Raw genomic sequence first — 23789 nt, 5'->3', positions numbered from 1 at the left:
TCCGCCATGTCCGCCTCCACCGAACTCCTTCGCGCGCGCACCCGTCCCTGGCTGGAGCCCATCTCCCAGGACAAGCCCTCCGGCGTGCAGGCGAAGCACGACCCGGCCTACGAGGCCGTCTCCACGGAGGTCGCGAAGCTCGAGTCCCCCGCCAGCGACGCGGTGGACTGGGCCGGGGTCGTGCGGGGCTCCGGACAGCTGCTCCAGCACACCACCAAGGACCTGTGGCTCGCGTCCTACCTGGCCTACGGGATGTACATGACGGAGGGCCTCTCCGGCGCCCTCACCGGCATGGTGGTGCTGGCGGAGGTCACCGACCAGTACTGGCCCACCCTCTTCCCGGACGCGAAGCGCCTGCGCGGCCGGGCGAACGCGGTGACCTGGTTCGTGGAGCGCATGGGCCGCGTGCTCCCGTCGGTGAAGGTGACCCCGGCCGACGCGGACCTCCTGGGCCAGCTCTCCGAAGCGGCCGCGCGGCTCGCGGAGCTGTCGCGCGCCCGCTTCGAGGGACAGGGCCCCGCCTTCGGCCCGCTGCTCGAAGGGGTGATGCGGCTGCGCGCCTCGCTCCAGACGCCCGAACCCGCGCAGGCGCCCGCCGCGACCGCGCAGCCCGCGCAGCCCGCCGCCGCGCAGCCGCCGGCCACCGTCGCGCAGGCGCCCGCGCCCCTCTCCCTGCCCACGCCGTCCGCGGAGCTGACGAGCCCCGAGGCCGCGACGGACTTCCTGCGCAACGTCGGCGGCTCGCTCGTCAGCGCCGCGGGGCTGGTCCGCCGCGCGAACACGGCGGATCCGCTCGCCTACCGGATGCTCCGCACCGGCCTGTGGCTGCACCTGTCGCAACCGCCCGCGCCGGGCGCCAACGCGCGCACGTCGCTGCCCCCCTTCCCTCCCGCGCTGCGTGAGCGGCTGGAGCGCATGGCCACCCATGCCCGGTGGGCGGAGCTGCTGGAAGAGGCCGAGTCGGCGCTGGTGCAGCACCGCTTCGCGCTGGAGTTGCAGCGCCAGGTCGCCAACGCGCTGGCGGGCCTGGGCCCCACCCACGCTGGCGCGCGCGAAGCGCTGGTGCTGGAGCTGGCGGCGCTCCTGCGCAGGATGCCCGGCGTGATGGAGCTCGTGGCGTCGGACGGCACGCCCCTGACGGATGCCGCGACGAAGCAGTGGCTCCAGACAGAGGTGCTGTCCCGGGTCGCGCCCGCCCCCGGGAGCGGCGTCAGCGCCCCACCCGCCCAGCGCGTCTTCATTCCACCGCTCCAATCCGAGACACCGCCCGCCCCCGGCGCGGTCGCGGGCCTGGAGGAAGAGGCGCGCGTCCTCTTCGAAGCCGGCAAGCCGGAAGAGGCCCTCCAGCGGCTCCAGACCGCGGTGAACGCGGCGACGACGGGACGGGCCCGCTTCGTCGCGCGCCTTTCCCTGGCACGCATGTGTGCCAATTCCGGCAATCTCTTACTCGCGCGAACGCTCTATGGCTGGCTCGATGAGGAGTGCAGCGCGCGGCAACTGGATGCGTGGGAACCCACGCTCGCGGCCGCGTGCCTGGAAGGATTCCTGACCTGCGCCCTTGCCCAGACAAATTTCACGGGGCGTCTGGAAATGGATTCACAGCTTCGTTATCGTCGCCTCGCGCAACTCGATGCACCGGCAGCGTTGCGCGTGCGCGTCGAACGACTGGAAGCGACTGCGGAGTCCCCACCGGACACGACCGCGTCCTAACCGTTTCACCCCAGGAGAAAGCCGAAGATGAGCAAGGAAAACTCCGTCGCCCCGACCGAACGCGTCAACATCGTCTACAAGCCCGCCACCGGCAATGCGCAGGAGCAGGTGGAGCTGCCGCTGAAGACTCTCGTGATGGGAGACTTCACCGGCCGCGAGGATGACCGTCCGCTGGAGCAGCGGGCGCCCATCAACGTCGACAAGAGCAACTTCAACGAGGTGATGGCCCAGCAGGACCTGCGCGTCACGCTCTCCGCGGCGGACAAGCTCTCCAACGAGCCGGGCGCGACCATGGCCGTCACGCTCCAGTTCAAGAGCCTGTCTGACTTCGCGCCCGAAAGCGTGGTCAACCAGGTGCCGGAGCTCAAGAAGCTCCTGGAGCTGCGCAGCGCCCTCAACGCGCTCAAGGGCCCCCTGGGCAACCTGCCCGCCTTCCGCAAGAAGCTGCAGTCCATGCTCAACGATGAGGAGGGCCGCAAGAAGCTCATCGAGGAGCTGGGCCTCAAGCCCGAAGACATCGCCGCCGCCGCCGCCCCGACCAAGTAATCCGAAACGAGCGCGAACATGAGCACGCAAACCCAGACCCCGAACCCCGCCGCGGAAGCCGCGATCGCTCTCGGCTCCAACTCGTTGCTCGACGAAATCCTCTCCGAGGCGAAGCTCAAGCCCCGCGACGAGGGCTATGACATCGCCCGCAAGGGCGTGCAGGCCTTCATCACGGAGATGCTGGCGCCGGATCGCGGCGAGGAGCGCATCGACAAGGCGCTCGTGGACGCGATGATCGCGGAGATCGACCAGCGCATGAGCGCGCAGGTCAATGAGATCCTCCACGACAAGCAGTTCCAGACGCTGGAGTCGTCGTGGCGGTCCCTGCGCTTCCTGGTGGACCGCGTGGACTTCCGCGAGAACACCCGCGTGGAGATGCTCAACGTCTCCAAGGCGGACCTGCTCAAGGACTTCGACGACGCGCCGGAGGTCGTGAAGTCGGGCCTGTACCGCATCGCCTACTCCAACGAGTACGGCGTCTTCGGCGGCAAGCCCTACGGCCTCATCACGGGCAACTACGACTTCGGGCCCGGCCCGCAGGACGTGGACCTGCTGCGCAAGTGCGCGTCCGTGGCGGCCATGGCGCACGCGCCGTTCATCGCCAACGCCAGCCCGGAGTTCTTCGGCGAGGAGAGCTTCCTCAACCTGCCGAACCTCAAGGACCTCAAGTCCTTCTTCGAAGGGCCCCAGTACGCGCGCTGGCACTCGTTCCGGGAGAGCGAGGACGCGCGCTACGTGGGCCTGTGCCTGCCGCGCTTCCTGCTGCGGCTGCCCTACGGGGAGAAGACGGTGCCGGTGAAGGCGTTCAACTTCACCGAGGACGTCGTGGGCCACCATGACCGCTACCTGTGGGGCTACGCCTCCACGGCGTTCGCCACGCGCGTGACGGACTCGTTCGGCAAGTTCCGCTGGAGCCCGAACATCATCGGGCCGCAGTCCGGCGGCGCGGTGGAGACCCTGCCCCTGCACCAGTACGAGGCCATGGGGGAGATCCAGACGAAGATCCCCACGGAGATCATGCTCACGGAGCGCCGCGAGTTCGAACTCTCCGAAGAGGGCTTCATCGGCCTGGTGTTCCGCAAGGACGCGGACAACGCGGCGTTCTTCTCCGCCAACTCCACCCAGAAGCCCCGGTTCTTCGGCTCCTCGCCGGAGGCCAAGGCGGCGGAGACGAACTACCGGCTGGGCACGCAGCTGCCCTACATGTTCATCATGACGCGGCTGGCGCACTACGTGAAGGTGCTCCAGCGCGAACAGATTGGCAGCTGGAAGGAGCGCGCGGACCTGGAGCGCGAACTCAACCAGTGGATGAGCCAGTACATCGCGGACATGGATGACCCGGCCCCCGCGGTGCGCTCGCGCCGCCCGCTGCGCGCCGCGCGCGTGACGGTGGAGGACGTGGAGGGCCAGCCCGGCTGGTACCGCTGCAACCTGCAGGTGCGCCCGCATTTCAAATACATGGGCGTGTCCTTCACGCTGTCGTTGGTTGGAAAGCTCGACAAGGAGTGAGCCCCTCTCGCATCTGAGCTGCGCCTGTCGTAACGCCCAAGCAGTCGGGGGGCTCCATCACACCCGATCCGCCCTCCCGCGGGCCGGGTCCAACGCGCGGGCCGTCAGCCGCGCACGAGGTGGCCGAAAATGGCTGAGACAGTACACCTGTACCTGAAGGCGAACGGCAGCGAGATCAAGGGCGAGAGCACCCAGACGAGCCTCGGTCGCGAGGGCTCCATCGAGTGCGTCTACTACGAGCAGGAGGTCATCACGGCCCGCGAGGCGGGCTCCGGCCTGGCCACGGGGCGCCGCCAGTACCCGCCCCTGCTCATCCGCAAGCGCATCGACAAGAGCTCGCCGCTGCTCATGAAGGCGCTCGCGGAGAACCAGGTGGTGGAAGGCGTGCTGAAGTTCTTCCGCCCCAACCCCACGGGTGACGGCACCACCGAGCAGTTCTACACGGTGGGCTTCGCCCAGGGCCGCATCGGCAGCATCAAGCAGACGGTGCCCAACACCATCATCCCCGCCACCTCCACCGAGCCGCCCCTGGAGGAGGTCACCTTCGTGTTCCACACCATCAACTGGACGTACACGAATGGTGGCGTGACGCACGAGGACTCCTGGGCGACGCAGCGCTAGTCGCACCGTTCGCGGGGCGCCCTTCCAGCATGGGAAGGGCGCTTCGCGTCCACGCCCCGCCCCCACGCCCCCATGGCTGAACGAGGACTGCTTTCGCGCATCGCGGCCGGTCAGGGCTCGCTGGTGTCCCAGGGGGACATCGTCGAGTCGGTGGCCGCGCACCTGCGCGTGCTGCTCAACACGCGACGGGGCGAATCCGCCGCGGCGCCGAACTTCGGCATCCTCGACTTCAACGACGTCGTGCACATGTACCCGTCCGCCATCCCGAGGATGCAGCAGTCCATCCGCACGGCCATCCAGGAGTTCGAGCCGCGCCTGAAGAGCGTGGTGGTGACCCACCAGCCCAACGAGGACGACCCCACGGCCCTGATGTTCGACATCAGCGCGCAGCTGTCCTGGCGGGGCCAGCGCGGCGCCCTGCGGTTCCATACGCACATCCATCCGGGCGGCAAGGTGGACCTGTGGTGAGCGGGTTCCGGGGCGCACGAAGAGACGGGGGACGGGGATGTTCAGCAAGTACTACCTGAGTGAGTTGACGTACCTGCGGGAGATGGGCCGCGCCTTCGGGCTGGCCAACCCCAGCGTCGCGGGCCTGCTGGTGGAGCGCGGCGCGGACCCGGACGTGGAGCGCCTGCTGGAGGGCTTCGCCTTCCTCACCGCGCGCATCCGCGAGCGCGTGGACGACAACGTCCCGGAGATGGTGCACGGCCTCACGGAGCTGCTGCTGCCCCACTACCTGCGGCCCCTGCCCGCCACCACCATCGTGGAGTTCACGCCGCAGGTGCGGGCCCTGCGCGGGCGCTCGCGCCTGCCCGCGGGCGCGGAGGTGGCCTCCCAGCCGCTCGACGGCACCTCCTGCGTCTTCCGCACCACGTCCGACGTGGACCTGCTGCCCTTGACGCTCCAGGACGCGATGCTGGATCGCTCGTCCCTGACGTCCCCGGTGCTGCGCCTGTTCTTCCAGACGCACGAGCAGGGCCGCGCGGAGGTGTTCCGCGCCGCCGGCGTGCGCCTCTTCATCCACGGGGAGCTGTCCGCCAGCTCGCTCGTGCTGCTGTGGCTGCTGCGCTACTGCAAGGCCGTGCGCGTGCGCGGGGCCTCCGACAGCGGGCCCGGCCTGCGCCTGCCGCCGGACGCGGTGCGCGCCACGGGCTTCGACCGCGACTTCAGGCTGCTGCCCTGGCCCCGGGCCACGGAGGGCTACCGGCTCCTCCAGGAGTACTTCACGCTGCCGGAGAAGTTCCTCTTCTTCGACGTGCGGGGCCTGGACGTCGCCGCCTCCTCCATCACGGAGGACCGGTTCGAGATCGCCTTCGAGCTGGAGCGCCCACCGCCCATGGACGCGCGCATCACCCGGGAGATGTTCCGCCTGCACTGCGCGCCGGTCATCAACCTGTTCCAGGTGCCGGCCGACCCCATCCTCCACCACGCGCTGGACCGCGAGCACCTGCTGCGGGCCTCGGACCTGCCGCCGCAGCACTCGGAGATCTATTCGGTGGACGCGGTGACGGGCATGCAGGCCGGGCGCAACGAGCGCCGCGCGTACCATCCCTTCTTCGACTTCGAGCACACCCGGGGCGAGGGCGCGGAGACGTCCTTCTTCCGCGTGCGGCGGGTGCACTCGCCCATCGACGACGGCATCGACACGTACCTCACGCTGGAGACGCCGCGCGACGTGGCGCCGCTGCTGGGGTCGGAGGAGGTGCTCTCCATCGACCTGACGTGCACCAACCGCTCGCTGCCGTCGCGGCTCCAGGTGGGCGACCTCACGGTGTCCACGTCGGCGTCGCCCACGCAGGCGAAGTTCAAGAACATCGCCCCGCTGAGCCGGCCCGCGCGGGCGCCGCTGGGTTCGGAGCTGCACTGGCGGCTGCTCTCGCACCTGGCCGTCAACCAGCGCTCGCTGTCGGACGCGGCGGCGCTGCGGCGGCTGTTGGACCTCTACAACTTCCAGGCGCTGGCGGACAACCTGGCCTCGCGCGCCAGCCGGCAGCGCGTGGATGCGGTGCAGGCGCTGAACGCGAAGCCGGTGACGCGCTTCCTGGAGGGCGCGCCCCTGCGCGGCAGCCTCACCGTCATCGACGTGGACGAGAAGAACTTCCAGGGCGTGGGAGACGCCTTCCTCTTCGGCTCCATCCTGGACGAGCTGCTGGCCTCGAACGTGACCATCAACTCGTTCAGCGAACTGAACGTCCGCCTCCACCCTTCTCAGACGGAGTTCTCGTGGCGCCCGAGGAACGGCTCCCAGCGCATCTCGTAGCGGCCAGCCGCGAGCTGGAGGAGGCGGCGCCCCGGCTGGGGTTCTTTCCGCTCGTCGCCTACCTGGAGCGGCTGACGGAGGGCGCCGTGCGGGTGGGCGACGTGGGGCCGGTGAGCGAGGAGATGATCCGCTTCCGACACGACCCGTCGCTGGGCTTCTCCTCCGGCGACGTGAGCAGCGTCACGCTGCGCGAGGTGCCGGTGCGCGCCGAGGACGCGCACGCCCGGAGGCCGCTCTTCGAGGTCGCCACGCGCTTCCTGGGGCTCACCGGCACGGTCAGCCCGCTGCCCATGTACCTGGCGGAGGAGGTGGCGCAGGAGGATCCGGACCACGCCGTGCGGCGCGAGTTCCTGGACCTCTTCCACCACCGGCTGCTGTCGCTGCTCTACCGGCTGGAGACGCGCTACCGCGTCACCAGCGAATCCAACACGGGCTTCACGGACCAGTGGTCCCGGCGGCTGCTCGCGCTGGCGGGGTTCGACACCTACGAGCAGCACGCCGACAGCAAGCTGCCCATCTCACGGCTCCTGCGCATCGTGCCGCTGCTGGCCAGCCAGGTGCGCACCGCGGAGAAGCTGGAGGTCGCGCTCCAGGAGGCGCTGGGGAACGACCTGGAGGGGGCCACCGTCACGGTGCGCCAGTTCGTGGGGCGCTGGGTGGACATCGATGCGCGGGCGCGGCTGGGGCACTCGTTCAACCAGCTGGGCCGCGACATGCTGCTGGGGGGCAAGGCGTTTGATCGCACCGGGAAGATGCAGCTCGCCATCGCGCCGCTGCCTCCCCGGGCCTACAAGCGCCTGCTGCCGGACGGCGACCTGCTGCCGATGGTGCGCGAGGTGATGGCGCTCTTCCTGCGGGATCCGCTGGAGTACGAGCTGGAGCTGGGGCTCACGGAGAGCGTCAGCCAGACCTTCTTCCTGTCCATGTACGACCACAAGGCCTCGCGGCTTGGCCGGGACACCTGGCTGGGCAACGGCCACCAGAACCGGCTGAACGTTCCGGGCGCGTGAGCTTCGCGCCACCGGCGCTCCGGGGCTCACGGCCCCCGGGGAACCGGGACATTCCTTTCACGCCGTCGAGGAGGGTGTTCCCATTCGTGTCGATCCCAAGGCGCTCGTCCGTCGCCTGACGCCCACGTCCACCCGTCTGCTGGAGGCGGCCGTCGCCCGTGCCAGTACGGGGCGCTTCTATGAAATCGTCGTCGAGCACCTGCTCGCGCAGCTGCTGGAGGCGGAGGACTCCGACGTCGCCCGCATCCTGAGTCACTTCCAGGTGGACCGGCGCAAGCTGGCCGCCAGCGTGGACCGCGCCCTCCAGGGCATGCGCGCCGGCACCCCGGGCCGGCCCGTGTTCTCCGAGACGCTCTTCCAGTGGATCGAGGACGCGTGGTTGCAGGCGTCGGTGGAACAGGGCGCCACGCGCCTGCGCTCCGGCGTGCTGTTCGCCCAGTTCATCGCCCGGAGGAGCCGCTACACGGCGGAGTCCTTCCCGGAGCTGGACGCCATCTCGCGCGATGAGCTGATGGACTCGCTGGAGGTGGTGCTGCGGCCGTCCGCGGAGACGGTGGAGGCCGCGCCCCCGGAGGGCACGCCGGCGGGCGCCTCCGCGTCAGCGCAGTCCGGGGGGCGTGGGGACGAATCCCTCAAGCGCTTCACCACGTCGTTCACGGGCCGGGTGCGCGAGGGGAAGATCGACCCCATCTTCGGCAGGCACCGGGAGATCCGCCAGATGGTGGACATCCTGTCGCGGCGCCGGAAGAACAACCCCATCCTGGTGGGCGAACCCGGCGTGGGGAAGACGGCGCTGGTGGAGGGCCTGGCGTGGGCCATCGTCCAGGGTGAGGTGCCCGACGCGCTGAAGAACGTGGAGCTGCTGGGCCTGGACCTGGGCCTGTTGCAGGCCGGAGCGGGCGTGCGGGGCGAGTTCGAGAACCGCCTCAAGGCGGTCATCTCCGAGGTGAAGGCCTCCCCCACCCCCATCGTGCTCTTCATCGACGAGGCGCACACCATCATCGGCGCGGGGGGCTCCGCGGGCGGCAGCGACGCGGCGAACCTGCTCAAGCCGGCGCTGGCGCGAGGCGAGCTGCGCACGCTCGCGGCCACCACCTGGAGCGAATACAAGAAGTACTTCGAGAAGGACGCCGCGCTGGAGCGGCGCTTCCAGCCGGTGAAGGTGGAGGAGCCGGGCGTCGAGGACGCGGAGCTGATGCTGCGGGGCCTCCGGGCCACCTATGAGGCCGCGCACGGCGTCACCATCCGCGACGAGGCCGTCACGGCCGCCGTGCGGCTGTCGCAGCGGTACATCTCCGGCCGGCAGCTCCCGGACAAGGCCGTGGACCTGCTGGACACGGCGGCGGCGCGCGTGAAGATTGAACAGTCCACGCGGCCCGATGAGCTGGTGGCCCTGGAGCAGCAGATCGCCGGCCTGGAGCGCGAGCGCGATGCCCGCAGGCGCGACCTGTCGGAAGGCCATCCCGGAGACGCGGACGCGGTGGAGCAGGTGGAGGCCCGGCTGGGGGCGGTGAGGGATCAACTGGCCACGCTGCACGGGCGCTGGGAGACGGAGCGTGCGGGGGTGGCGCGGCTGTCCGCGGCGAGGAAGGCGCTCGCCACGTCGGCGCCGGACGCGGACCGGCAGGCGCTGAAGGAGGAGGTGGACGCGGCGTCCTTGGCGCTGGCCCGGGTGCGCGGCGAGGAGCCCCTGGTCCACGCGGACGTGGACGCGGACATCGTGGCGCGGGTCGTGTCCAGTTGGACGGGCGTGCCCGTGGGCAAGATGCGCAGCGACCTGATTGAAGCGGTGCTGAGCCTGGAGTCGAAGCTGGCCTCGCGCGTGCGGGGACAGGACGCGGCGGTGCGCAAGGTGGCGGAGATCATCCGCATCTCGCAGGCGGGCATCCGCAACCCGGACACGCCCATTGGCGTGGTGCTCTTCGTGGGGCCCAGCGGCGTGGGCAAGACGGAGACGGCGCTGGCGCTGGCCGACAGCCTCTACGGCGGCGAGCGGTTCATGACGACGCTCAACATGAGCGAGTTCCAGGAGAAGCACACCGTGTCGCGGCTCATCGGCTCGCCGCCGGGCTACGTGGGCTATGGCGAGGGCGGCCTGCTGACGGAGGCCGTGCGTCAGCGGCCCTACTCCGTGGTGCTGCTCGACGAGTGCGAGAAGGCCGACCTGGAGGTGATGAACCTCTTCTACCAGGTGTTCGACAAGGGAATGCTGACGGACGGCGAGGGCCGCGCTGTGGACTTCCGCAACACGGTCATCATCCTGACGAGCAACCTGGCGTCGGACATCGTGATGCGGATGTTCGACGGGGACGCCACGCCCACGTCCGAACAGGTGATGGCGGCGATCCGCCCGGCGCTGAGCCAGCACTTCAAGCCGGCGCTGCTGGCGCGCATGACCATCGTCCCGTTCGGTCCGGTGCAGCGAGACGTGATGCGGCAGATCGCGGAGATGAAGCTCGACAAGCTGGTGGGCCGCGTGCGCGCGGCGCACGGCGTGGAGACGACGCTGGCGCCGGAGCTGCTGGACGAGCTTGCCCGCCGCTGCACCGAGTCCGAGACGGGCGCCCGCAACCTGGAGCAGATCCTCCAGGGCTCGCTGATGCCGGCGCTGTCCCGGGAGCTGTTGCAGAAGCTGGCGGGCGGCTCGGTTCCGCCCCGCCTGCACATCGCACTGACCGCCGAAGGAGACTGGTCGCTCCAGTTCTCCGGAGCCTGAGCCCCATGGCGACCTCCATGATGAAACGACTGGTGATGCTCGCGGGTGTCGCGCTGGCGCTGACAGGCTGCGCCACCGCGAAGCCCGCCACCCGGCTCTGTCAGCGGGACGCGGATTTCAACGTGCGCTCCGCGCCCGCGCCGGACGTGTGGTTCGCGCTGCTGCTGCACGGCTACGATGCCGAGCGCAACGTGGTGCCCAGGCCCGCGGTGGACTGCTCGGGCGCGCCGGTCGTCTGGCAGGATCCGGTGCAGGACGAATGCCGTGAGGCGGGCCCGCCCTCCGAGCCGCTCCCTCCGGCGGAGAAGCTGACGGAGGAGGATCTGGTGATGGTGACGACCCAGGCCCGCGAGCGGCTCGTCTGGGTCATCACGCGCCGCTACACCAACGGAGAGGGCGTAGGCCCCGTCGCGAGGGTGGTGACGACGGAGACCGGCTTCTCCGTGGAGGCCCTGGGCACGCTGCGAGCGCTGCCGCTGCGTACGGATCTACGGATGGAGCGCGTGGCGGGCACGGAGGTGCTGGTGGCGGAGGGCGACGCCTGCACCACGGATGCGTCGGAGGAGCAGGTGTGCCGGCGCGCGATGCGCATCATGCCGCTGCGAAGCCACCGCTTCTTCGGGGAGGCGGTGTCCAGCAAGGACAAGGCCTGCCTGGGCGCCGCGTGGTTCCCGCTCAGCCGGGCGATGTCCTTCACGCTGCCCAGCGGCCTGCGCCGCACGTTCGAGCTGGCCTCGACGGTGTCGTTCAAGTCCGACGGAATCACCGTGCAGGAGCAGGTGCAGGTGACGGACTCGGATCCAAAGCAGCCGGCCGTGGCGCCGCGCCTCTACCGCCGCGCGCAGGACCACCGGGAGCTGACGGTGCAGGACAACGTCCTCCAGGGCAGCGCGCCTTCGCTGTGGGTGCGGATGATTGAACAGCAGCTCCTGGCCGGGGCGAAGCCGCTACCGGAGCAGGAGGTGCTCCCCCGCACCCCGCCGTCCGTTTCAAAGGAAGCCGCGCCGAAGACCGCGTCTGGCACGAAGCCTTGAGTCCTATCGGGATGATTCCGCGGCAAGGCCCCAGGGCCCGCCGCGAAGGGAGTGGGAGCCCCTGTCCAGGCTCCCGGGTTCGAATCAACGCCCGAGGCAATGGGCGGGGGGCTGTATGGCACGAACGCAAGCACCAGCCTATGCGCTGAAGGTTGGCGCCCACGGAGCGAACACCCTCGTCGTGAGCCGGTTCTCCGGAACGGAGGCGATCAGCCGTCCCTATGAATTCGTCATCGACTTCCACGGTAAGGATGGGGAGTCGCTGACGCAGTCGGAGTTGCTCAACGCCCCTGCCCTGCTCCAGGTGCGGGTGGGCCAGGGCGTCGCCCGAAACGTGCACGGGAGGGTGTACCGCGCCGACGCACTGGGAAGGGTGGGAGGCCGCTGGTGCTACCGGATCTGGGTGGGACCCCAGTTGACGAGCCTCCAGCACATGCGCCACAGCCGCCTCTTCCAGAACCAGACGGTGCCAGAGGTGGTGAAAACGGTGCTGGGCGATGCGGGCGTGAAATTGAAGCTGGCCCTCCAGGCGAGCTACGCGCCGCGCGAATACTGCGTGCAGTACCGCGAATCGGACCTCGACTTCGTCCGCCGGCTGCTGGAATGGGAAGGCATCTACTTCTATTTCCAGCACACCGAGGAGGCCCACACGCTGGTGCTGGGAGACAGCTCCGGCGCGCATGAGGCGCTGCCTGGAGGGAACACGGTGCCCCTGCGACCTGACGACGGTCGCACGGCCGACGGCGAGTACATCCACGCCATCCAAGCCATCCGCCGCTTGCGTCCGGGTGCCGTGCGCCTCAAGGACTACGATTTTGAAAAGCCCGCGGTGGACACCTCCGTGAAGGCCGCGTCCGAAGGCGTGGCGGCGTTGGAGTTGTATGACTATCCAGGCGAGTACGTCGCCCCGGCCACCGGCAAGGGCGCGGCGAAGGTGCGGATGGAGGAGAAGGCGCAGGGCAGCCACACCTTCGCCGGTGAGAGCGTGTGCCCGCGACTGACGCCGGGCTACCAGTTCGAGCTGGAGTCTCCCGGGGATGGAGCCTTCGCCAGCGAGTACACAGTGGTGGAGGTGGTGCACACGGGAGGACAGCCGGACACGCTCGGGGGCGCCGAGGCGCTCCAGGGGCTGTACCAGAACCGCTTCCGGCTGTTGCCAGCGAGCGTTGTCTTCCGGCCCAGGCGGGTCACGCCGGTGCCGCGCATCTCTGGCGTGCAGACCGCGACGGTGGTGGGGCCCGCGGGAGAGGAGATCCACACCGACCCGCACGGCCGCATCAAGGTGCTGTTCCACTGGGACCGCGAAGGCGCCCGGGACGACAAGTCCTCGTGCTGGGTGCGCGTGGGCCAGGCCTGGGGTGGCCCGGCGTGGGGGCACGTCTACCTGCCGCGCATCGGGCAGGAGGTCCTGGTGCGCTTCCTGGAGGGCAATCCGGATCGGCCGCTGATTGCCGGCACCGTCTACAACGGAAACAATCCGACGCCCTACGCCCTGCCGGACGAAAAGACGAAGTCGACGCTGAAGAGCGCCTCCAGCCTGGGCAGTGACGGCTTCAACGAGTTCCGCATTGAGGATGCCGCGAACGAGGAGGAGATCTTCTTCCACGCGCAGAAGGACCAGGACCTCCTGACGGAGAACGACAAGGCGCAGGCGGTGGTGGGGTACGAGGACCTGTTGGTGAAGAAGGTCCGCGTGCGGACGGTGGAGGGCAACCAGACGCTCTCCGTGACGCTCGACGACGCCAGCCTCGTGGAGGGCGACCAGACGCTCCAGGTGCGAGGCAACCGGTCCACGGGAACGGCCCTGAACCACTCCGAGGAGGTGGAGGGCAACCAGTCCGTCACCGTGGCGAAGACCTTCACGGGCACCATCACGCAGGCGGTGTTGGAGTCGGTGGGCGCGGCCAGGGCGCTCACCATCGGAGGGGGCTATGCCGTCTCCGTGGGTCTGGCGATGAATGAGGCGGTGGGCGGACTCGCATTCCGGCAGACGGGCGCGGCCTATACGGAGCTCATCGCAGGCAGCCGCCAGGAACTCATCTCGAAGGACAAGGATGCGAAGGTCGGCGGGGACTGGAACTCGGAGGTGAAGGGAGCGGCCACCGTGACGGTGGGCAAGGACGCCACGGAGAAGAGCAAGACCACCCACCTGCAGATCCAGGAGCCAGCGGGCTGGCTCGCGAAGACCTTCGAGCTGAAGGCCGACACGTTCTCCGTCATCGTCAACGGCAAGCGGGTCATCCACGTCGAGAAGTCCGGCAAGGTTCAGCTCCAGGCGGCGACCTTCACGATGGAGGGCTCCTCGGACATCAAGATGAAGGGCAGCAAGATCCAGAAGATCAAGGGGGCCGCCCCACCCTCCGCGCAAGTGCAGGCACTCAAGCTCGCCGCACTCGAAGGCACGCCCTTCTGCGAGGAGTGCGCGAAGAAGACCAGGTCCCGATGAGGCGTCCTCCCGAAGGAACGATGGCCGCGAAGCCCTCTGAGATGCGTGACAAGGCACTCGAAACCCTCCGGGCCCTTCAGGGTCCCCTGTATGCGGTGCTCGACGCGGCACGGGACCCGCGCGTGCTCTCGTTGCTCAAGCGCGGCGGAGCCCCCTACCAATCGCTCTACCAAGGACCCGAGGCCGGGGAACTGGAATCCGTCGCCCCCTATCTGGTGGATCTGACGCGAAACGAAGCCGCGCTGGAGCACCTCATCGGCGCGGGTTGGGGGCGCAGCTGGGGCATCTTCCTGTCAGGTCCGGGTCCCATGGATGCGACTCGCAGACACCTGCGCCGGTTCCTGAAGGTGCAGGAGGAAGCAACCGGCAATCGCCTCTACTTCCGCTTCTACGACCCGCGCGTCCTGCGAACCTTCCTGCCCATCTGCACACCGAAACAGCAGACGGAATGGCATGCGGAGGTAGACTGCTTCTTCGCTGAAGCCGAGGACGGTGGATTGCTATGCTTCGCACGTCCACCGGCCGCTTCGCGCACGGACCCCTGAGACGCCGCCATGCTCACGATCTCCCCCCAGCAGATGCAGCAGTTCGAACGAGCACTTGACAAGCAATTCGTCGGGCGCGTCATCGAATACCTTTCCCAGCAGTTGCCGGAGGCCATCTCCGCCGTGAATCCCCAGGCGCTCAGGGATCGTGTGTCCGCGGACCTCCAGGTGGCCGGGGCCTACGGCATCCGCCGCGACGCGGACCTGGCCAAGTGGTGTTTCATCGCCTTCGTCTGCGGTTCCGCCTTCCACCAGTCCGAGGACGTCCAGGGCCTGCTCAAGGAGTCTTTGATGCCCGCGGACGCGAAGATGGATTTTCTCACGCGCTCCCTGGCCTTCGCATTGGCCAAGAAGGAATAGAGCCACACACCCATGGCAGCCATCGCCCCCTCCGCGCCCCTGCTCGCTTTTGGTCCCCCTGGCTGGCTTGCCTTCGGTGTCATCGTGGTGGGCACCACGGCGGCCACCGTCTTTCTGGCGAACGAAGCGGCGGAACGCAGCTTCCCCCGCACCCTCGCCGAAACGGATACCAGGACCCGAACGGGGTGTTCCGAGGACCACCGGGGACGCATTCAAGCGCAGGGCGGCGGGCTGGAGAAGTCGGTCCCCTGGATGCAGTGCCTGCCGCCCCCGGCGGCCCAGGGGGTGGCCTGGGCCGGGGCCGTCTATGCGATGCTGACGAAGCGGGAGAAGGAGGAGCGGGCCACGGCCTTCGCCCAGCTCACGCGCTGGGTCCTGGCCCGGCCCCCCGCCGGGGTTTCCGCCGTCGTGAAGATGAGCTTCCCCAAGCCCGCGCTGCGAGGAGGCATCCGGATGGACGTCGAGGTTCTCGCGGGAAAAGCCTTCAACGTCTGACCGAGCTGCCCATGGAAGCCCTCACCGCTCTCAAGAAACACCCGAAGTTTCCCTTCACCGGCTACCGGGAGGATGACGAGCAGTACCTGATGTCCCAGATTTACTGGCTCGAACTCATCAAGTCCGTGACCCGGCAGACCCAGGACGTCTGGGTGGGCTGGATGGCGCCTCCGCCCGACCGGGACGGCTCGCTCATCTTCAGCACGTTCTGCCCGGAGTTCGCCCGGGGAGTCATCATCAATCAATACGCCCCCACGGAGGACGACACGCCTCCCGAGCAGGGCGGCACCTATCACCCCTTCGTCGCCTGGGTGGACGTGCTGGGGGATGCGGAGCAGGGGCCGGTGATCGAGCACCTGACGATCAACAGCGAGATCTCCGCGGGGTGTGAATCGCACTGCCTTCACCTGTTGAAACTGTATGTCGTGGAGAAGCGTTCCCGACAGGAGATGGACGTAGCCATTCGCGAGTTGGACGAACAGCTCTACGGCCCCGTTGAGTCCTCGCAATGAGTCACGGAAGAGGAGGGCATGCGCATGGAAGACGTGCAGCGGTTGGTGGCACGGCGGGTCGAGAAGCTGCTGGAGCAGTTGGCCTCGCTGGTCGCGCGCGGGCGGACGGGTGAGGCGTTGCCGTCCATTGGCCTCACCCTGCACCTGACGCACGGACATCAGGTGAGTGGCGAGCTGCTGGACCTCCTCCCGAAGGAAGCGGTGCTGCTGGCGTTGAAGAAGGAGGGCCTGTCGCGGTCCGAGTCGGTGACGTACGTGGACCTGTCGTCGGTGGTGGCGGTGACGGTGACGGACGCAGGCAAGCTGGCGCAGGTGCCCGGCATGGTGCGGCCCCTGCCCACGCGGTCGGACCTGCAGAAGCTGGCGGAGCAGCTGGCCAAGGGCATCACGGAGCAGTTCTGGCCCAGTGAGGGCGCGCTGGGCGGACAGGTGCTGCGCTTCGAGGTGGACTGGGTAGGGCTGGACGACGAACCGGGGCGGAGGGCGTTGGAGCTGGCGCTCAACGTCGCCGCGCACGCGCTGAAGGAGCTGGGGCGGAGCGAGAAGAACGGCCGTGAGGCCATCCGGCGCATCGCGACCGTGCGCTTCGTGAAGGGAAAGCAGACGTCCGCGGAGCTGGAGGGAGACACCGGCACGGTGACGGTGGGCCCGGGGCCGGCGCCCACGGTGCAGGCATTTCGCAAGGGCTTCACCGTGGAGCCGTGAGAGCCTCCAGCCATGGGACACCCCACCATCGAGAATGAGACGCCGTTCGCCCAGGGCTTGATGGGGCTGGCGGACGAAGAGGGGCGTCCCCTGCTCCTGGTCGTCATCAAGGCCACGTACTCGCTGACCGGGACGGGGCTGCGGCTCGCGCAGCAGCAGGTGCCTGTGAAGTGGAGCGGCGAGTCCCTGGGCGAGCCTGGGGAGTCGAGCGAGCGCTACGAATCCGAGGGCGCCTTCTTCAAGCCCGCGACGGACGTGGTGCTGCTCGGGCATGCGCACGCGCCCCGGAGCGGCGCGACAGAGACGCTGGTGGCGCTCCAGGTGGGGCCACTGAAGAAGGCGGTTCGCGTGCTGGGTGAGCGAACGTGGTTCAAGAGCCTGGGGCGCGTGGCCGCGACGAAGCCCCTGCCCTTTGACAGGATTCCGCTCACCTGGGAGCGCGCCTTCGGAGGCTGGGACCGGACGGATGCGCAGAAGCCCTCCTTCGAGCCACGCAACCCCGTGGGCACGGGCTTCCGCGCGAGCCCACGCCACTTCGAGGAAGGACTGGCGCTCCCCAACCTGGAGGACCCCGAGGATCCGCTGCGCGACTTCGGCCAGCAGGTGAGGCCCGCGGGGTTCGGCTTCACGTCGCCCCACTGGCACCCGCGCGCACGGTACGCGGGCACCTACGACGAAGCCTGGAACAAGACCCGCAAGCCGCTGCTGCCCCGGGACTTCGACCGGCGCTTCTTCAACGCGGGTGCACCGGGCCTCATCGCTCCGGGCTACTTGAGAGGCGATGAGCCCATCGTCATCGCCGGAGCGTCCGCGAAGGGTCGGCTGTCTTTCGACCTCCCGGGGCAGGCCGCGCCGACCGTGCTGGTGGAGCAGACGGGCGGCGAGGACATCCGGCCCGAGCTGCGCCTGGACACCGTCATCCTCGACATGGACGAGGACCAAGTGCTGCTGACCTGGCGGGGGCATGTGGTGCTGCGGGATGGACTCCACGACGTGCGCAGCCTGCGCATCACGGCGGGCCTCCGCGCGTCCGGACACCTGAAGTAAGACTGTGAGGAACATGCTCTCCTGGCACGATCAACTCCAGCAACAGGGCATCACGGTCCGTGGGCCCCTGACGCGACTGCCTACCGAGGAGGACCTTGCCCAGACGGAGGCCCGGCTGAAGTTCAGCTTCCCGGAGAGCTACCGCCGCTTCTGCACCGAGCTGGGCCCGGGCCGTCTGGGTGACCTCCTGGAAATCTGGGTTCCGTGGCACACCCAGGGCTTTTTCGATGCACCACGAGACATCCGCAACCGGCTGGTCTCCCTGGTGGATGCCAGCGGAGGGACGCGTCAGTCGCTAAAGGAGAAGGCCATCCAGTTCGGCTACGTCGTCCTGGGGGCTCCACCCATTCCCCGGGTCATCAGTAGCCGTAGCGCGGAGTTGTTCTTCCTGCCGTCGGAGCCCACGGCAGGTGACGAGTTCACCATCTATGCCCTGGACCACCGCACCCCGCATGGGACGCCACCACGGCTGGTGAAGCTGGCACGGTCGTTCACGGCCCTCGTCCTGGAAGGCTTCACTGGGAAGCGCTTGAATCGGCTTCCCTTCGTATCAGCCCCAGGCCCGGACCAGTTCGCGCCAGAGTTCCACCCGCGCGAACTCCCCTCCGCTTGATTCCGCCCCCATTGCTAGGGCGACCGCCACGCATCAGCGTCGAACAGCAGTTTCGGGGATGCCAACGCAAGCGATGGGATCAACGGATACTCACTGGCGATGGGGATTCCCACGGTCCGAGCAAGACGCAAGAGCGCGAGCCCCTCGATGAACAGGCACCCATCGAGTGCCCATCGCTCCTCCGGAAGCCTTCCTTCGCGGAAGCCGTTCTCATACCAGGCGCGGTGCTCGTCGCTCAGCGCCTGGAAGGCCCCCTGGAACGCGTCTCCATCGCGCGCCAGCAGGGCCCGGCAGACGTCCAATCGCGTGCTCTCCAGACCCTCTACCACCGCCGCTTCAAAATTGGCCAGGGTGCTCGCGACCTCGGCGGGAGGGGACTCCAGGAAGAAGTGCTGCATCAGCAGTCGCACATAGAGAAAGTCCTCCAGGAGTTCCCGGTCGGGCTTGAACTCCCGTGGTGCGTGCCGCGCGATGAGCCTCGCCGCAGCCTCATCTCCACACCCGACCGCATCGAAGAATGGCTCCGCTCGACTGGTGACCTTGTCACTTTCCATCCCCTGCCCAGCGAACGCGGCGAACGCGGCACCACTCCGCTGCAGGTCCTGGTGGAGGCTCAACGCCCTGCCGGAGAGGAAGAACGCCGCGCATCCGCGCGTGCGATATCCGCGGCAGGCCCGCAGGAACATCCCCTCTCCCCCAAGGGCCCCGCCCGCCAGAAGCGGGATGAGTTGATGAAGTTCCACATCCGCATTTGACAAGTAGACAGGGAGAAATCGCGAGCGCATGGCGCAGCCTCCTTCAAGATTGCTGTCGGACTTCATGCAGGAAGATGTTGTCGAAGCCCTGCCCCTGGAGTCCCTCGACAACACGCTCGCTGATGAAATAACTCATGCGCTTTTCCGGGATGCGAAACAGGTCCGGGGCATCAGCGAGGCGTTTTGAAGCGAAAACAATCTCGTCGATGCCAACGATCTGCTCCGGATCCGAACTCAGGAATTGAATGCGACTCGCGGCCCTGTCGAGGCACCCGACAAAGCGGAGCGGATTTACGATCCAATAGTCCCGACTGAGAGGCCGCCGCCGCTGACTGTAGATTGACACCGGCCTGAGCTCGACGGTGGACAGGTCATGACTCTCTTTCAAATGTTCAACGAGAGGGGCGTGGAGGATCAGATATCCAATCGAGTTACCAACGAGCGTGGCGAGCTTCAACCCCTGATTGTATGGGTTCAGATAGATCCTGGAGTCGGCCGGATAGACGTCATCGGTGGGCTCACCCTCAGCAAGCCGGTAGCCGAACCCGTCAAGTCCCTCAGGCTCCGAATCAACGAAGACGCGTTCCTTGTCCTGATCGTCCCCCAGCGTATTGATCTCAAAATAGCGCATCCAGTCACCGCCCCCCAAGCCCAGAGAGCTTCAGTTCATCCAGGGACTTGCCCTTCATGAAGGGCCCGGCGGCAGTGATGGCTCGGTACACCGTCTCCGAAATCCGCACCAACTGCTCTTTCGCCAGTGCATCAGGCGGCTCGGGGTGCGCCTCGTCCAACTTCTGTTTCATCAGTCTTCTGTATTGATTGATGACAGGACGAAGCATGAACCGGACCCTTCGGGAGTAATCAGGATGGTCCGCGACCCGGCGGTCTTGGATCTCCTCATGGATCTCCATCTCATCCCCAAGGAGATGCCGGGGAAGCCCCAACGCTCGCGCCACGGCACGATCCAACGGGAGGATGATCATGTTTGGCTTGTCGTTGAGATTATAGGAGGCCTTCAACAACCCCTGGACGATCATGTCCGTCACCCGGGCGTCTTCCTTCCCCGCCGCCGCGAGTTCATCCATGAGAACGGACCGCGCGATGATGTGATGGCCATTGTGCCAATACGGACGTGTAAAACTCTCCGTAAAGTTGCGAGGCAGACTGACATCCCACTGGCCTGGCCGCGGCTTGTTCTTGTATGGAAACCGGTTGCGCAGGGCATAATTGTTTGATGGAGCCTTCCTCTTCGGCCCCTGATACGCGGCAGTGAGATAAACATCGGTCGGCCCAGGCGACTGTTCGACACAGAGGTCCTTATAAGCAGGATAATTGTAGATCCGACCGTCTGCGAGCGCATGTTCCCGAGCATGCCAGCGATAGGAGCACTGGTGTGCGTCTTTGTAATCGCTGTACCAAGACCAGAGGCATCCCTTGCCCCCTGCGCCTCCTGGAGGCTGATGAAGCGCCTTGTAGTCGTCCTTCTTGACGTGGTTGCCTGCCATGGGGCCTCCTCAATCCCAGATCTTCTTCGAAACGGCATCGGCGCCATTGGGGCGGACAAGGCGGATCACCGCGAGCCGTCCGGACTCCGCGACCGACAGCACGATGCGCTCATGCGCCTTCGCAGGGCCCCGAGCAAAGGCGCGTGCTGCAACGCAGACCCCCACGCCTCCGCTCGCGGCACCGACCTCCCCCAGGCAGAGCGCGGGAAGGACAACCCGCGCCTCCGACATCGTGCGCCCCAGTCGGGCAAGCGCCCCTCCGAACTCCCTGGCGCGCCACTCCTCTCCGTTGAGGTCCACGATGAGGTCTCCCTGAAAAGGTGCCGTCGTCGGAAGGATGGAGGACAACAGGTCCGCGAGCAGGATTCCATCGCGTCGGGCGCCTTCCGCGTCGCGAGGTCTGCTGGTATCCGCTACGGCGATGCCCTGGACCCATGCGTCGACATGACCGCGACGTTCCGCAGCCCCATGTGCCGTCTCCAGAAGCAAGGCAGCACCAGCTTCGCCGGGCATCAAACCGACGGGATTGTCACCACATTTGAGTCGATTGTGACGCACCAGCCAGTCGAGCGTATCAGGCTCCAGATAGGAATCGACCGCGACGATGAGGCAGCGTCTGGATTGCCCGCCCTCAAGGAGGCGTGAGGCCAACTCCATCGCGGCTGTGACGCCCACGTGTCCGTCGGGAAACGAGCGGACCCGCGCCAGTGGGATGGGCAGTCCCGTCAACTCCAGCAGCGTAGCGGCGTAATCCTCTTTCAAAAGAGGAGCGTCAGCCGATTCACCGAGGAGCGGAAACCGGCTGGGATCCAAAGAAGGAGTGACCACCATCAACTCGCAGGCGCTCCAGAATCCGGTTTGAGAGGGTCCGGGAAGCTGGCCATGGACGAGAAGATCCTGGATTGCCCGCTCAGCCATCCGAATCCAGAGCCCGAGGAAGAGGAACCCTTCGGTGACTCCCCGGATGGGATGCCCCATGACGGGAACCATCTCTCCGCTCTCAAGATCCATCACGTCCGTCCCCACAATGGGGGAAGGGCGGACGATGCCAGCTCGAATCGCTGCGCAAGAACCCACGACACCGTCCCCAACGGACGTAAGCATGCCCATGCCAGTAACCGCCAGCGCCATGACCTTTCCCCCTGATCGACCGCAGCTCCCGATATCACTCAGGGTGCGGGCCAAACAAGCGAGCGCATGCCGAAAGGAAGGAATCACCGTGGCCAGAGATAAATCACCACTGGATGTGCTCAAGCGGATGCGCGCGACGAGTGGAGCCTCGCTCGCCGATTGCGCACAGGCATTGAAGGCCTCCCAGGGCAGTCCCCGAATCGCCCTGAACCACCTCGCGGCACAAGGCCATACAGGAGGAAGGCCGGGCTATGATGAGGCCGCCCCGCTCGGCTCCTATGGTTTCGATACCTACGCCCAACGCGTGGCCGACACCTGCGTTCAAGAAATCAAGGGTGTCTTGAAGCCGGGAGGAGCACCGCTGAGCGCTGTGGTCCTCCATGCTCCAGAGGGCATCCCGGTGGCGCTCGTCTCCCTCTACAGCGGGGAGTGGGGACCCCACAGGGCTCCCCTGGTGAGCATCGACGTGGCTCCGGCCGCCGCACCCATTCCTGACACCCCAGGAGCCCCAGACCCGCTCCTGGAGACATTTCGTTACCGCTTTGGTTTTCAGGAAACCCGACCTGACGTAGGGCTCTTCGATGAAGAGCCTGCCCTCTATTGGGAGGTGTCCTCACTCCCGGATTCTGTTTTTTGCCTCGAGATGATGAAGGCCGCCGTCGTAATCCTTCGCAGGCTTGCCCGGGACGGGTATCCCGCTTCACACGAGTGTGTCGCAGGCTATGCCCGGAGCGACCTGCTCTTGCGCGACCCAAGGGATCAACGTGACCTCATCCAGCGCCAGCTCCGGACCACCTTGAGAGATCGCGAAGCGCTGAGCGCCTTCGCGAGGCTGTGTTACGCGGAACTCCCAGGTCAGCAGGGCCTGTTGGAGTTGGCCGCAGGGGCATGAGGCCTGCGCAGGGACTCGACGACCTTGACGCCCCAGAGGGAGGGCGAACAGCGGCGGTGGCTGGCCGACCGTACGGTGAGGGAGCACCCTGGGTTCCGGGACCTGGATCCGGACCGGGCCAGCCCCTCCGAAGTTCTTGCGGTCACGTCCCTGGCTCGATATACGGGCGGGGCTTCACGGCCAGGTAGCTCACCTGGTTAGAGCGGCGGTCTCATAATCCGCAGGTAGTCGGTTCAAGTCCGACCCTGGCCACTGCCCCGTCCCCGGTTCTGCTGGGGGCGGGGCATCTTTTTTGCCGGAAGCGGGGCTTGCCCCCTCCCCCTAACCCCCTTCAGGGAAGTCCGGTAAGGCGCAAGCCAGCGTGAAGGAAGAAGGCGGCGAGAACGTCGTGGCGGTGGCCCAGGCGCACGAATGAAGCGCGTGCCTGGGCGCGCAGCTCGACGACAGAGTCGGGCGTGGCATTGCGCAGCTCGGCCTTCACCACGCCGTTGCAGCCCTCCTCGGGATTGAGGTCTGGCGCGTAGCCTGGCAGCCGCTCAAGGCGGAAGTCCTCGGGGTGGCGGGCGACGAAGTCGAGCGTCTCGGCACTGTGGTGCTGGTTGAGGCCGTCCCACACGATGGTGAGAGGACGGCCCACCTTCCCGCGGAAGTAGCGCAGGGCCGCGATGATGTCCTGGCTGGTGAAGCTGCCCTCTCGGTGGCGCGAATACAGGCGCGCCGGCCTGCGGCCGTACGGAGCAACGAGGGCGACGATGCTGGAGACTTCGCGCCGCTTGTCACGACGGCGCAAGGTGGGCGGATGCCCGACGGGCGCCCAGGTAGACGCTACGCGGGCCCGAAACGAACTACCTGTCTCGTCCACGAAGGCAATGGCCCGCCCGCTTCTTCGAGCCCCCTTTTGATGCGGGGCCAGTCGCGCTTCAGCCATGCCTCCACCAACGCATCGTTACGCTCCTTGGCTCGCGTGCGGGGCTGCTGCGGACTCAAACCCAGCCGGTGAAGGCGCTCGGCCAGGTAGTTGGGGTGGTAGCGCACTGCGAACGTGCGGTGGATGAGGTGCGCCACTCGCGTCAGCGTCCAGCGCTCGGTAGGGAAACCGCAGGTGCGCGCCCCTGCCCCTACCAGCTCCGCCACCTGCCGCCATTCCCCCGAACTCAACTTCGACGGCCGGCCCGTGCGCGGCCTCGCCTTCAACCCGCGTGGACTGCCGCCTGCCTCGTGCAGTCGCCGCGCCCAACGACTGACGGAGGCCTCGCTGACACCCACACGGCGCGCCACCTCCGCCTGCGACAGGTGCCCCCGTCGCAGGAGTTGTCCGGCTGCAAGCCGCCGCTCCTCAAGCTGCTGCGCCGTCCAGTGCTTTGGCTGCCACGCCAT

The 23789-nt window shown here is 67.6% G+C and carries 24 protein-coding genes and 1 tRNA gene; 19 read left to right on the top strand and 6 right to left on the bottom strand.

The features are described from left to right. The first annotated feature begins 6 nt into the window (after nt 1-6). From tssA to OV207_RS12335, 17 genes are all read left to right on the top strand, one after another. Entirely contained in the window at nt 7-1710 is a 1704-nt protein-coding gene (tssA, locus tag OV207_RS12415) for a type VI secretion system protein TssA (protein WP_267555226.1), read from the top strand. 27 nt (nt 1711-1737) lie between these two features. Then, nucleotides 1738-2256, top strand: coding sequence for a type VI secretion system contractile sheath small subunit (gene tssB / locus OV207_RS12410; protein WP_193348381.1), 519 nt, complete (start codon nt 1738-1740; stop codon nt 2254-2256). 18 nt (nt 2257-2274) lie between these two features. Beyond that, nucleotides 2275-3765 (top strand): type VI secretion system contractile sheath large subunit, encoded by a 1491-nt coding sequence (gene tssC / locus OV207_RS12405; protein ID WP_267555224.1) that lies wholly within the window; start codon nt 2275-2277, stop codon nt 3763-3765. A 129-nt stretch (nt 3766-3894) separates the two neighbouring features. Further along, nucleotides 3895-4386 (top strand): type VI secretion system tube protein TssD, encoded by a 492-nt coding sequence (tssD, locus tag OV207_RS12400; RefSeq protein WP_120542567.1) that lies wholly within the window; start codon nt 3895-3897, stop codon nt 4384-4386. Between the two features lie 72 nt (nt 4387-4458). After that, on the top strand, nt 4459-4854 hold the full coding sequence (gene tssE / locus OV207_RS12395) for a type VI secretion system baseplate subunit TssE (protein WP_267555221.1): 396 nt from the start codon (nt 4459-4461) through the stop codon (nt 4852-4854). A 37-nt stretch (nt 4855-4891) separates the two neighbouring features. Beyond that, entirely contained in the window at nt 4892-6646 is a 1755-nt protein-coding gene (tssF, locus tag OV207_RS12390; protein ID WP_193348378.1) for a type VI secretion system baseplate subunit TssF, read from the top strand. After that, complete coding sequence (gene tssG, locus OV207_RS12385; protein ID WP_267555219.1) at nt 6610-7656, top strand: type VI secretion system baseplate subunit TssG; 1047 nt, start codon at nt 6610-6612, stop codon at nt 7654-7656. Before tssF ends, tssG begins: the two co-directional genes overlap by 37 nt. A 115-nt stretch (nt 7657-7771) precedes the next feature. After that, nucleotides 7772-10372 (top strand): type VI secretion system ATPase TssH, encoded by a 2601-nt coding sequence (gene tssH / locus OV207_RS12380; RefSeq protein ID WP_324291524.1) that lies wholly within the window; start codon nt 7772-7774, stop codon nt 10370-10372. A 5-nt stretch (nt 10373-10377) separates the two neighbouring features. Continuing rightward, complete coding sequence (locus OV207_RS12375; RefSeq protein ID WP_267555217.1) at nt 10378-11406, top strand: hypothetical protein; 1029 nt, start codon at nt 10378-10380, stop codon at nt 11404-11406. Between the two features lie 115 nt (nt 11407-11521). After that, complete coding sequence (locus tag OV207_RS12370) at nt 11522-13852, top strand: type VI secretion system Vgr family protein (RefSeq protein WP_267555215.1); 2331 nt, start codon at nt 11522-11524, stop codon at nt 13850-13852. A gap of 20 nt (nt 13853-13872) precedes the next feature. Beyond that, nucleotides 13873-14397 carry a DUF4123 domain-containing protein gene (locus OV207_RS12365; RefSeq protein WP_267555213.1) on the top strand — a complete coding sequence of 175 codons (525 nt, stop codon included), beginning with the start codon at nt 13873-13875 and terminating at the stop codon, nt 14395-14397. Between the two features lie 9 nt (nt 14398-14406). Further along, nucleotides 14407-14757, top strand: coding sequence for a hypothetical protein (locus tag OV207_RS12360; protein WP_267555211.1), 351 nt, complete (start codon nt 14407-14409; stop codon nt 14755-14757). A 12-nt stretch (nt 14758-14769) separates the two neighbouring features. Next, entirely contained in the window at nt 14770-15252 is a 483-nt protein-coding gene (locus OV207_RS12355; protein ID WP_267555209.1) for a hypothetical protein, read from the top strand. An 11-nt stretch (nt 15253-15263) separates the two neighbouring features. Next, complete coding sequence (locus OV207_RS12350) at nt 15264-15764, top strand: hypothetical protein (protein ID WP_267555207.1); 501 nt, start codon at nt 15264-15266, stop codon at nt 15762-15764. Nucleotides 15765-15782: 18 nt separating this feature from the next. Further along, complete coding sequence (locus OV207_RS12345; protein WP_267555205.1) at nt 15783-16469, top strand: hypothetical protein; 687 nt, start codon at nt 15783-15785, stop codon at nt 16467-16469. A 12-nt stretch (nt 16470-16481) separates the two neighbouring features. After that, on the top strand, nt 16482-17516 hold the full coding sequence (locus tag OV207_RS12340) for a DUF2169 family type VI secretion system accessory protein (protein ID WP_267555203.1): 1035 nt from the start codon (nt 16482-16484) through the stop codon (nt 17514-17516). Between the two features lie 13 nt (nt 17517-17529). Next, nucleotides 17530-18129 carry an SMI1/KNR4 family protein gene (locus tag OV207_RS12335; protein WP_267555201.1) on the top strand — a complete coding sequence of 200 codons (600 nt, stop codon included), beginning with the start codon at nt 17530-17532 and terminating at the stop codon, nt 18127-18129. Nucleotides 18130-18143: 14 nt separating this feature from the next. On the opposite strand, the gene OV207_RS12330 is transcribed toward OV207_RS12335, so the two are convergent. From OV207_RS12330 to OV207_RS12315, 4 genes are read right to left on the bottom strand one after another with little or no spacing between them, the layout of a single operon-like run. Beyond that, the gene (locus OV207_RS12330) at nt 18144-18950 is read right to left on the bottom strand and encodes an Imm49 family immunity protein (protein ID WP_267555200.1); all 807 of its coding nucleotides are present in this window, start codon (nt 18948-18950) and stop codon (nt 18144-18146) included. Beyond that, complete coding sequence (locus OV207_RS12325) at nt 18928-19515, bottom strand: imm11 family protein (protein WP_267555198.1); 588 nt, start codon at nt 19513-19515, stop codon at nt 18928-18930. The genes OV207_RS12330 and OV207_RS12325 overlap by 23 nt, the downstream gene beginning before the upstream one ends. A gap of 4 nt (nt 19516-19519) precedes the next feature. Beyond that, nucleotides 19520-20389 (bottom strand): AHH domain-containing protein, encoded by an 870-nt coding sequence (locus tag OV207_RS12320; RefSeq protein WP_267555196.1) that lies wholly within the window; start codon nt 20387-20389, stop codon nt 19520-19522. 9 nt (nt 20390-20398) lie between these two features. Then, nucleotides 20399-21400, bottom strand: coding sequence for a hypothetical protein (locus OV207_RS12315; protein WP_267555194.1), 1002 nt, complete (start codon nt 21398-21400; stop codon nt 20399-20401). 208 nt (nt 21401-21608) lie between these two features. On the opposite strand from OV207_RS12315, the gene OV207_RS12310 reads away from it, so the two are divergent. Then, nucleotides 21609-22412 (top strand): hypothetical protein, encoded by an 804-nt coding sequence (locus tag OV207_RS12310; protein WP_267555192.1) that lies wholly within the window; start codon nt 21609-21611, stop codon nt 22410-22412. Nucleotides 22413-22590: 178 nt separating this feature from the next. After that, nucleotides 22591-22664: transfer RNA gene (locus OV207_RS12305), tRNA-Ile, on the top strand. Nucleotides 22665-22743: 79 nt separating this feature from the next. On the opposite strand, the gene OV207_RS12300 is transcribed toward OV207_RS12305, so the two are convergent. Both OV207_RS12300 and OV207_RS12295 read right to left on the bottom strand, forming a co-directional pair. Next, nucleotides 22744-23340, bottom strand: a complete 597-nt coding sequence (locus tag OV207_RS12300; protein ID WP_267553613.1) for a transposase — start codon at nt 23338-23340, stop codon at nt 22744-22746. Beyond that, nucleotides 23238-23789 carry a winged helix-turn-helix domain-containing protein gene (locus tag OV207_RS12295; RefSeq protein ID WP_267553615.1) on the bottom strand — a complete coding sequence of 184 codons (552 nt, stop codon included), beginning with the start codon at nt 23787-23789 and terminating at the stop codon, nt 23238-23240. Before OV207_RS12295 ends, OV207_RS12300 begins: the two co-directional genes overlap by 103 nt.

The organism is Corallococcus sp. BB11-1, from assembly GCF_026626625.1.
Classification (GTDB): domain Bacteria; phylum Myxococcota; class Myxococcia; order Myxococcales; family Myxococcaceae; genus Corallococcus; species Corallococcus soli.
The sequence above is the reverse complement of the archived record's forward strand: the minus strand, read 5'-3'. Positions and strand labels throughout refer to the sequence as shown.

Coding starts and splice junctions, on each gene's coding strand:
- OV207_RS12350 (WP_267555207.1), top strand. CDS start 15,264: ATGGAAGCCCTCACCGCTCTCAAGAAACACCCGAAGTTTCCCTTCACC.
- tssA (WP_267555226.1), top strand. CDS start 7: ATGTCCGCCTCCACCGAACTCCTTCGCGCGCGCACCCGTCCCTGGCTG.
- OV207_RS12335 (WP_267555201.1), top strand. CDS start 17,530: ATGCTCTCCTGGCACGATCAACTCCAGCAACAGGGCATCACGGTCCGT.
- OV207_RS12300 (WP_267553613.1), bottom strand. CDS start 23,340: ATGGCTGAAGCGCGACTGGCCCCGCATCAAAAGGGGGCTCGAAGAAGC.
- tssD (WP_120542567.1), top strand. CDS start 3,895: ATGGCTGAGACAGTACACCTGTACCTGAAGGCGAACGGCAGCGAGATC.
- OV207_RS12365 (WP_267555213.1), top strand. CDS start 13,873: ATGGCCGCGAAGCCCTCTGAGATGCGTGACAAGGCACTCGAAACCCTC.
- OV207_RS12320 (WP_267555196.1), bottom strand. CDS start 20,389: ATGGCAGGCAACCACGTCAAGAAGGACGACTACAAGGCGCTTCATCAG.
- OV207_RS12330 (WP_267555200.1), bottom strand. CDS start 18,950: ATGAAGTCCGACAGCAATCTTGAAGGAGGCTGCGCCATGCGCTCGCGA.
- tssE (WP_267555221.1), top strand. CDS start 4,459: ATGGCTGAACGAGGACTGCTTTCGCGCATCGCGGCCGGTCAGGGCTCG.
- tssC (WP_267555224.1), top strand. CDS start 2,275: ATGAGCACGCAAACCCAGACCCCGAACCCCGCCGCGGAAGCCGCGATC.
- OV207_RS12370 (WP_267555215.1), top strand. CDS start 11,522: ATGGCACGAACGCAAGCACCAGCCTATGCGCTGAAGGTTGGCGCCCAC.
- OV207_RS12325 (WP_267555198.1), bottom strand. CDS start 19,515: ATGCGCTATTTTGAGATCAATACGCTGGGGGACGATCAGGACAAGGAA.
- tssB (WP_193348381.1), top strand. CDS start 1,738: ATGAGCAAGGAAAACTCCGTCGCCCCGACCGAACGCGTCAACATCGTC.
- OV207_RS12355 (WP_267555209.1), top strand. CDS start 14,770: ATGGCAGCCATCGCCCCCTCCGCGCCCCTGCTCGCTTTTGGTCCCCCT.
- OV207_RS12360 (WP_267555211.1), top strand. CDS start 14,407: ATGCTCACGATCTCCCCCCAGCAGATGCAGCAGTTCGAACGAGCACTT.
- tssF (WP_193348378.1), top strand. CDS start 4,892: ATGTTCAGCAAGTACTACCTGAGTGAGTTGACGTACCTGCGGGAGATG.
- OV207_RS12315 (WP_267555194.1), bottom strand. CDS start 21,400: ATGGATCTTGAGAGCGGAGAGATGGTTCCCGTCATGGGGCATCCCATC.
- OV207_RS12295 (WP_267553615.1), bottom strand. CDS start 23,789: ATGGCGTGGCAGCCAAAGCACTGGACGGCGCAGCAGCTTGAGGAGCGG.
- OV207_RS12345 (WP_267555205.1), top strand. CDS start 15,783: ATGCGCATGGAAGACGTGCAGCGGTTGGTGGCACGGCGGGTCGAGAAG.
- OV207_RS12375 (WP_267555217.1), top strand. CDS start 10,378: ATGGCGACCTCCATGATGAAACGACTGGTGATGCTCGCGGGTGTCGCG.
- OV207_RS12340 (WP_267555203.1), top strand. CDS start 16,482: ATGGGACACCCCACCATCGAGAATGAGACGCCGTTCGCCCAGGGCTTG.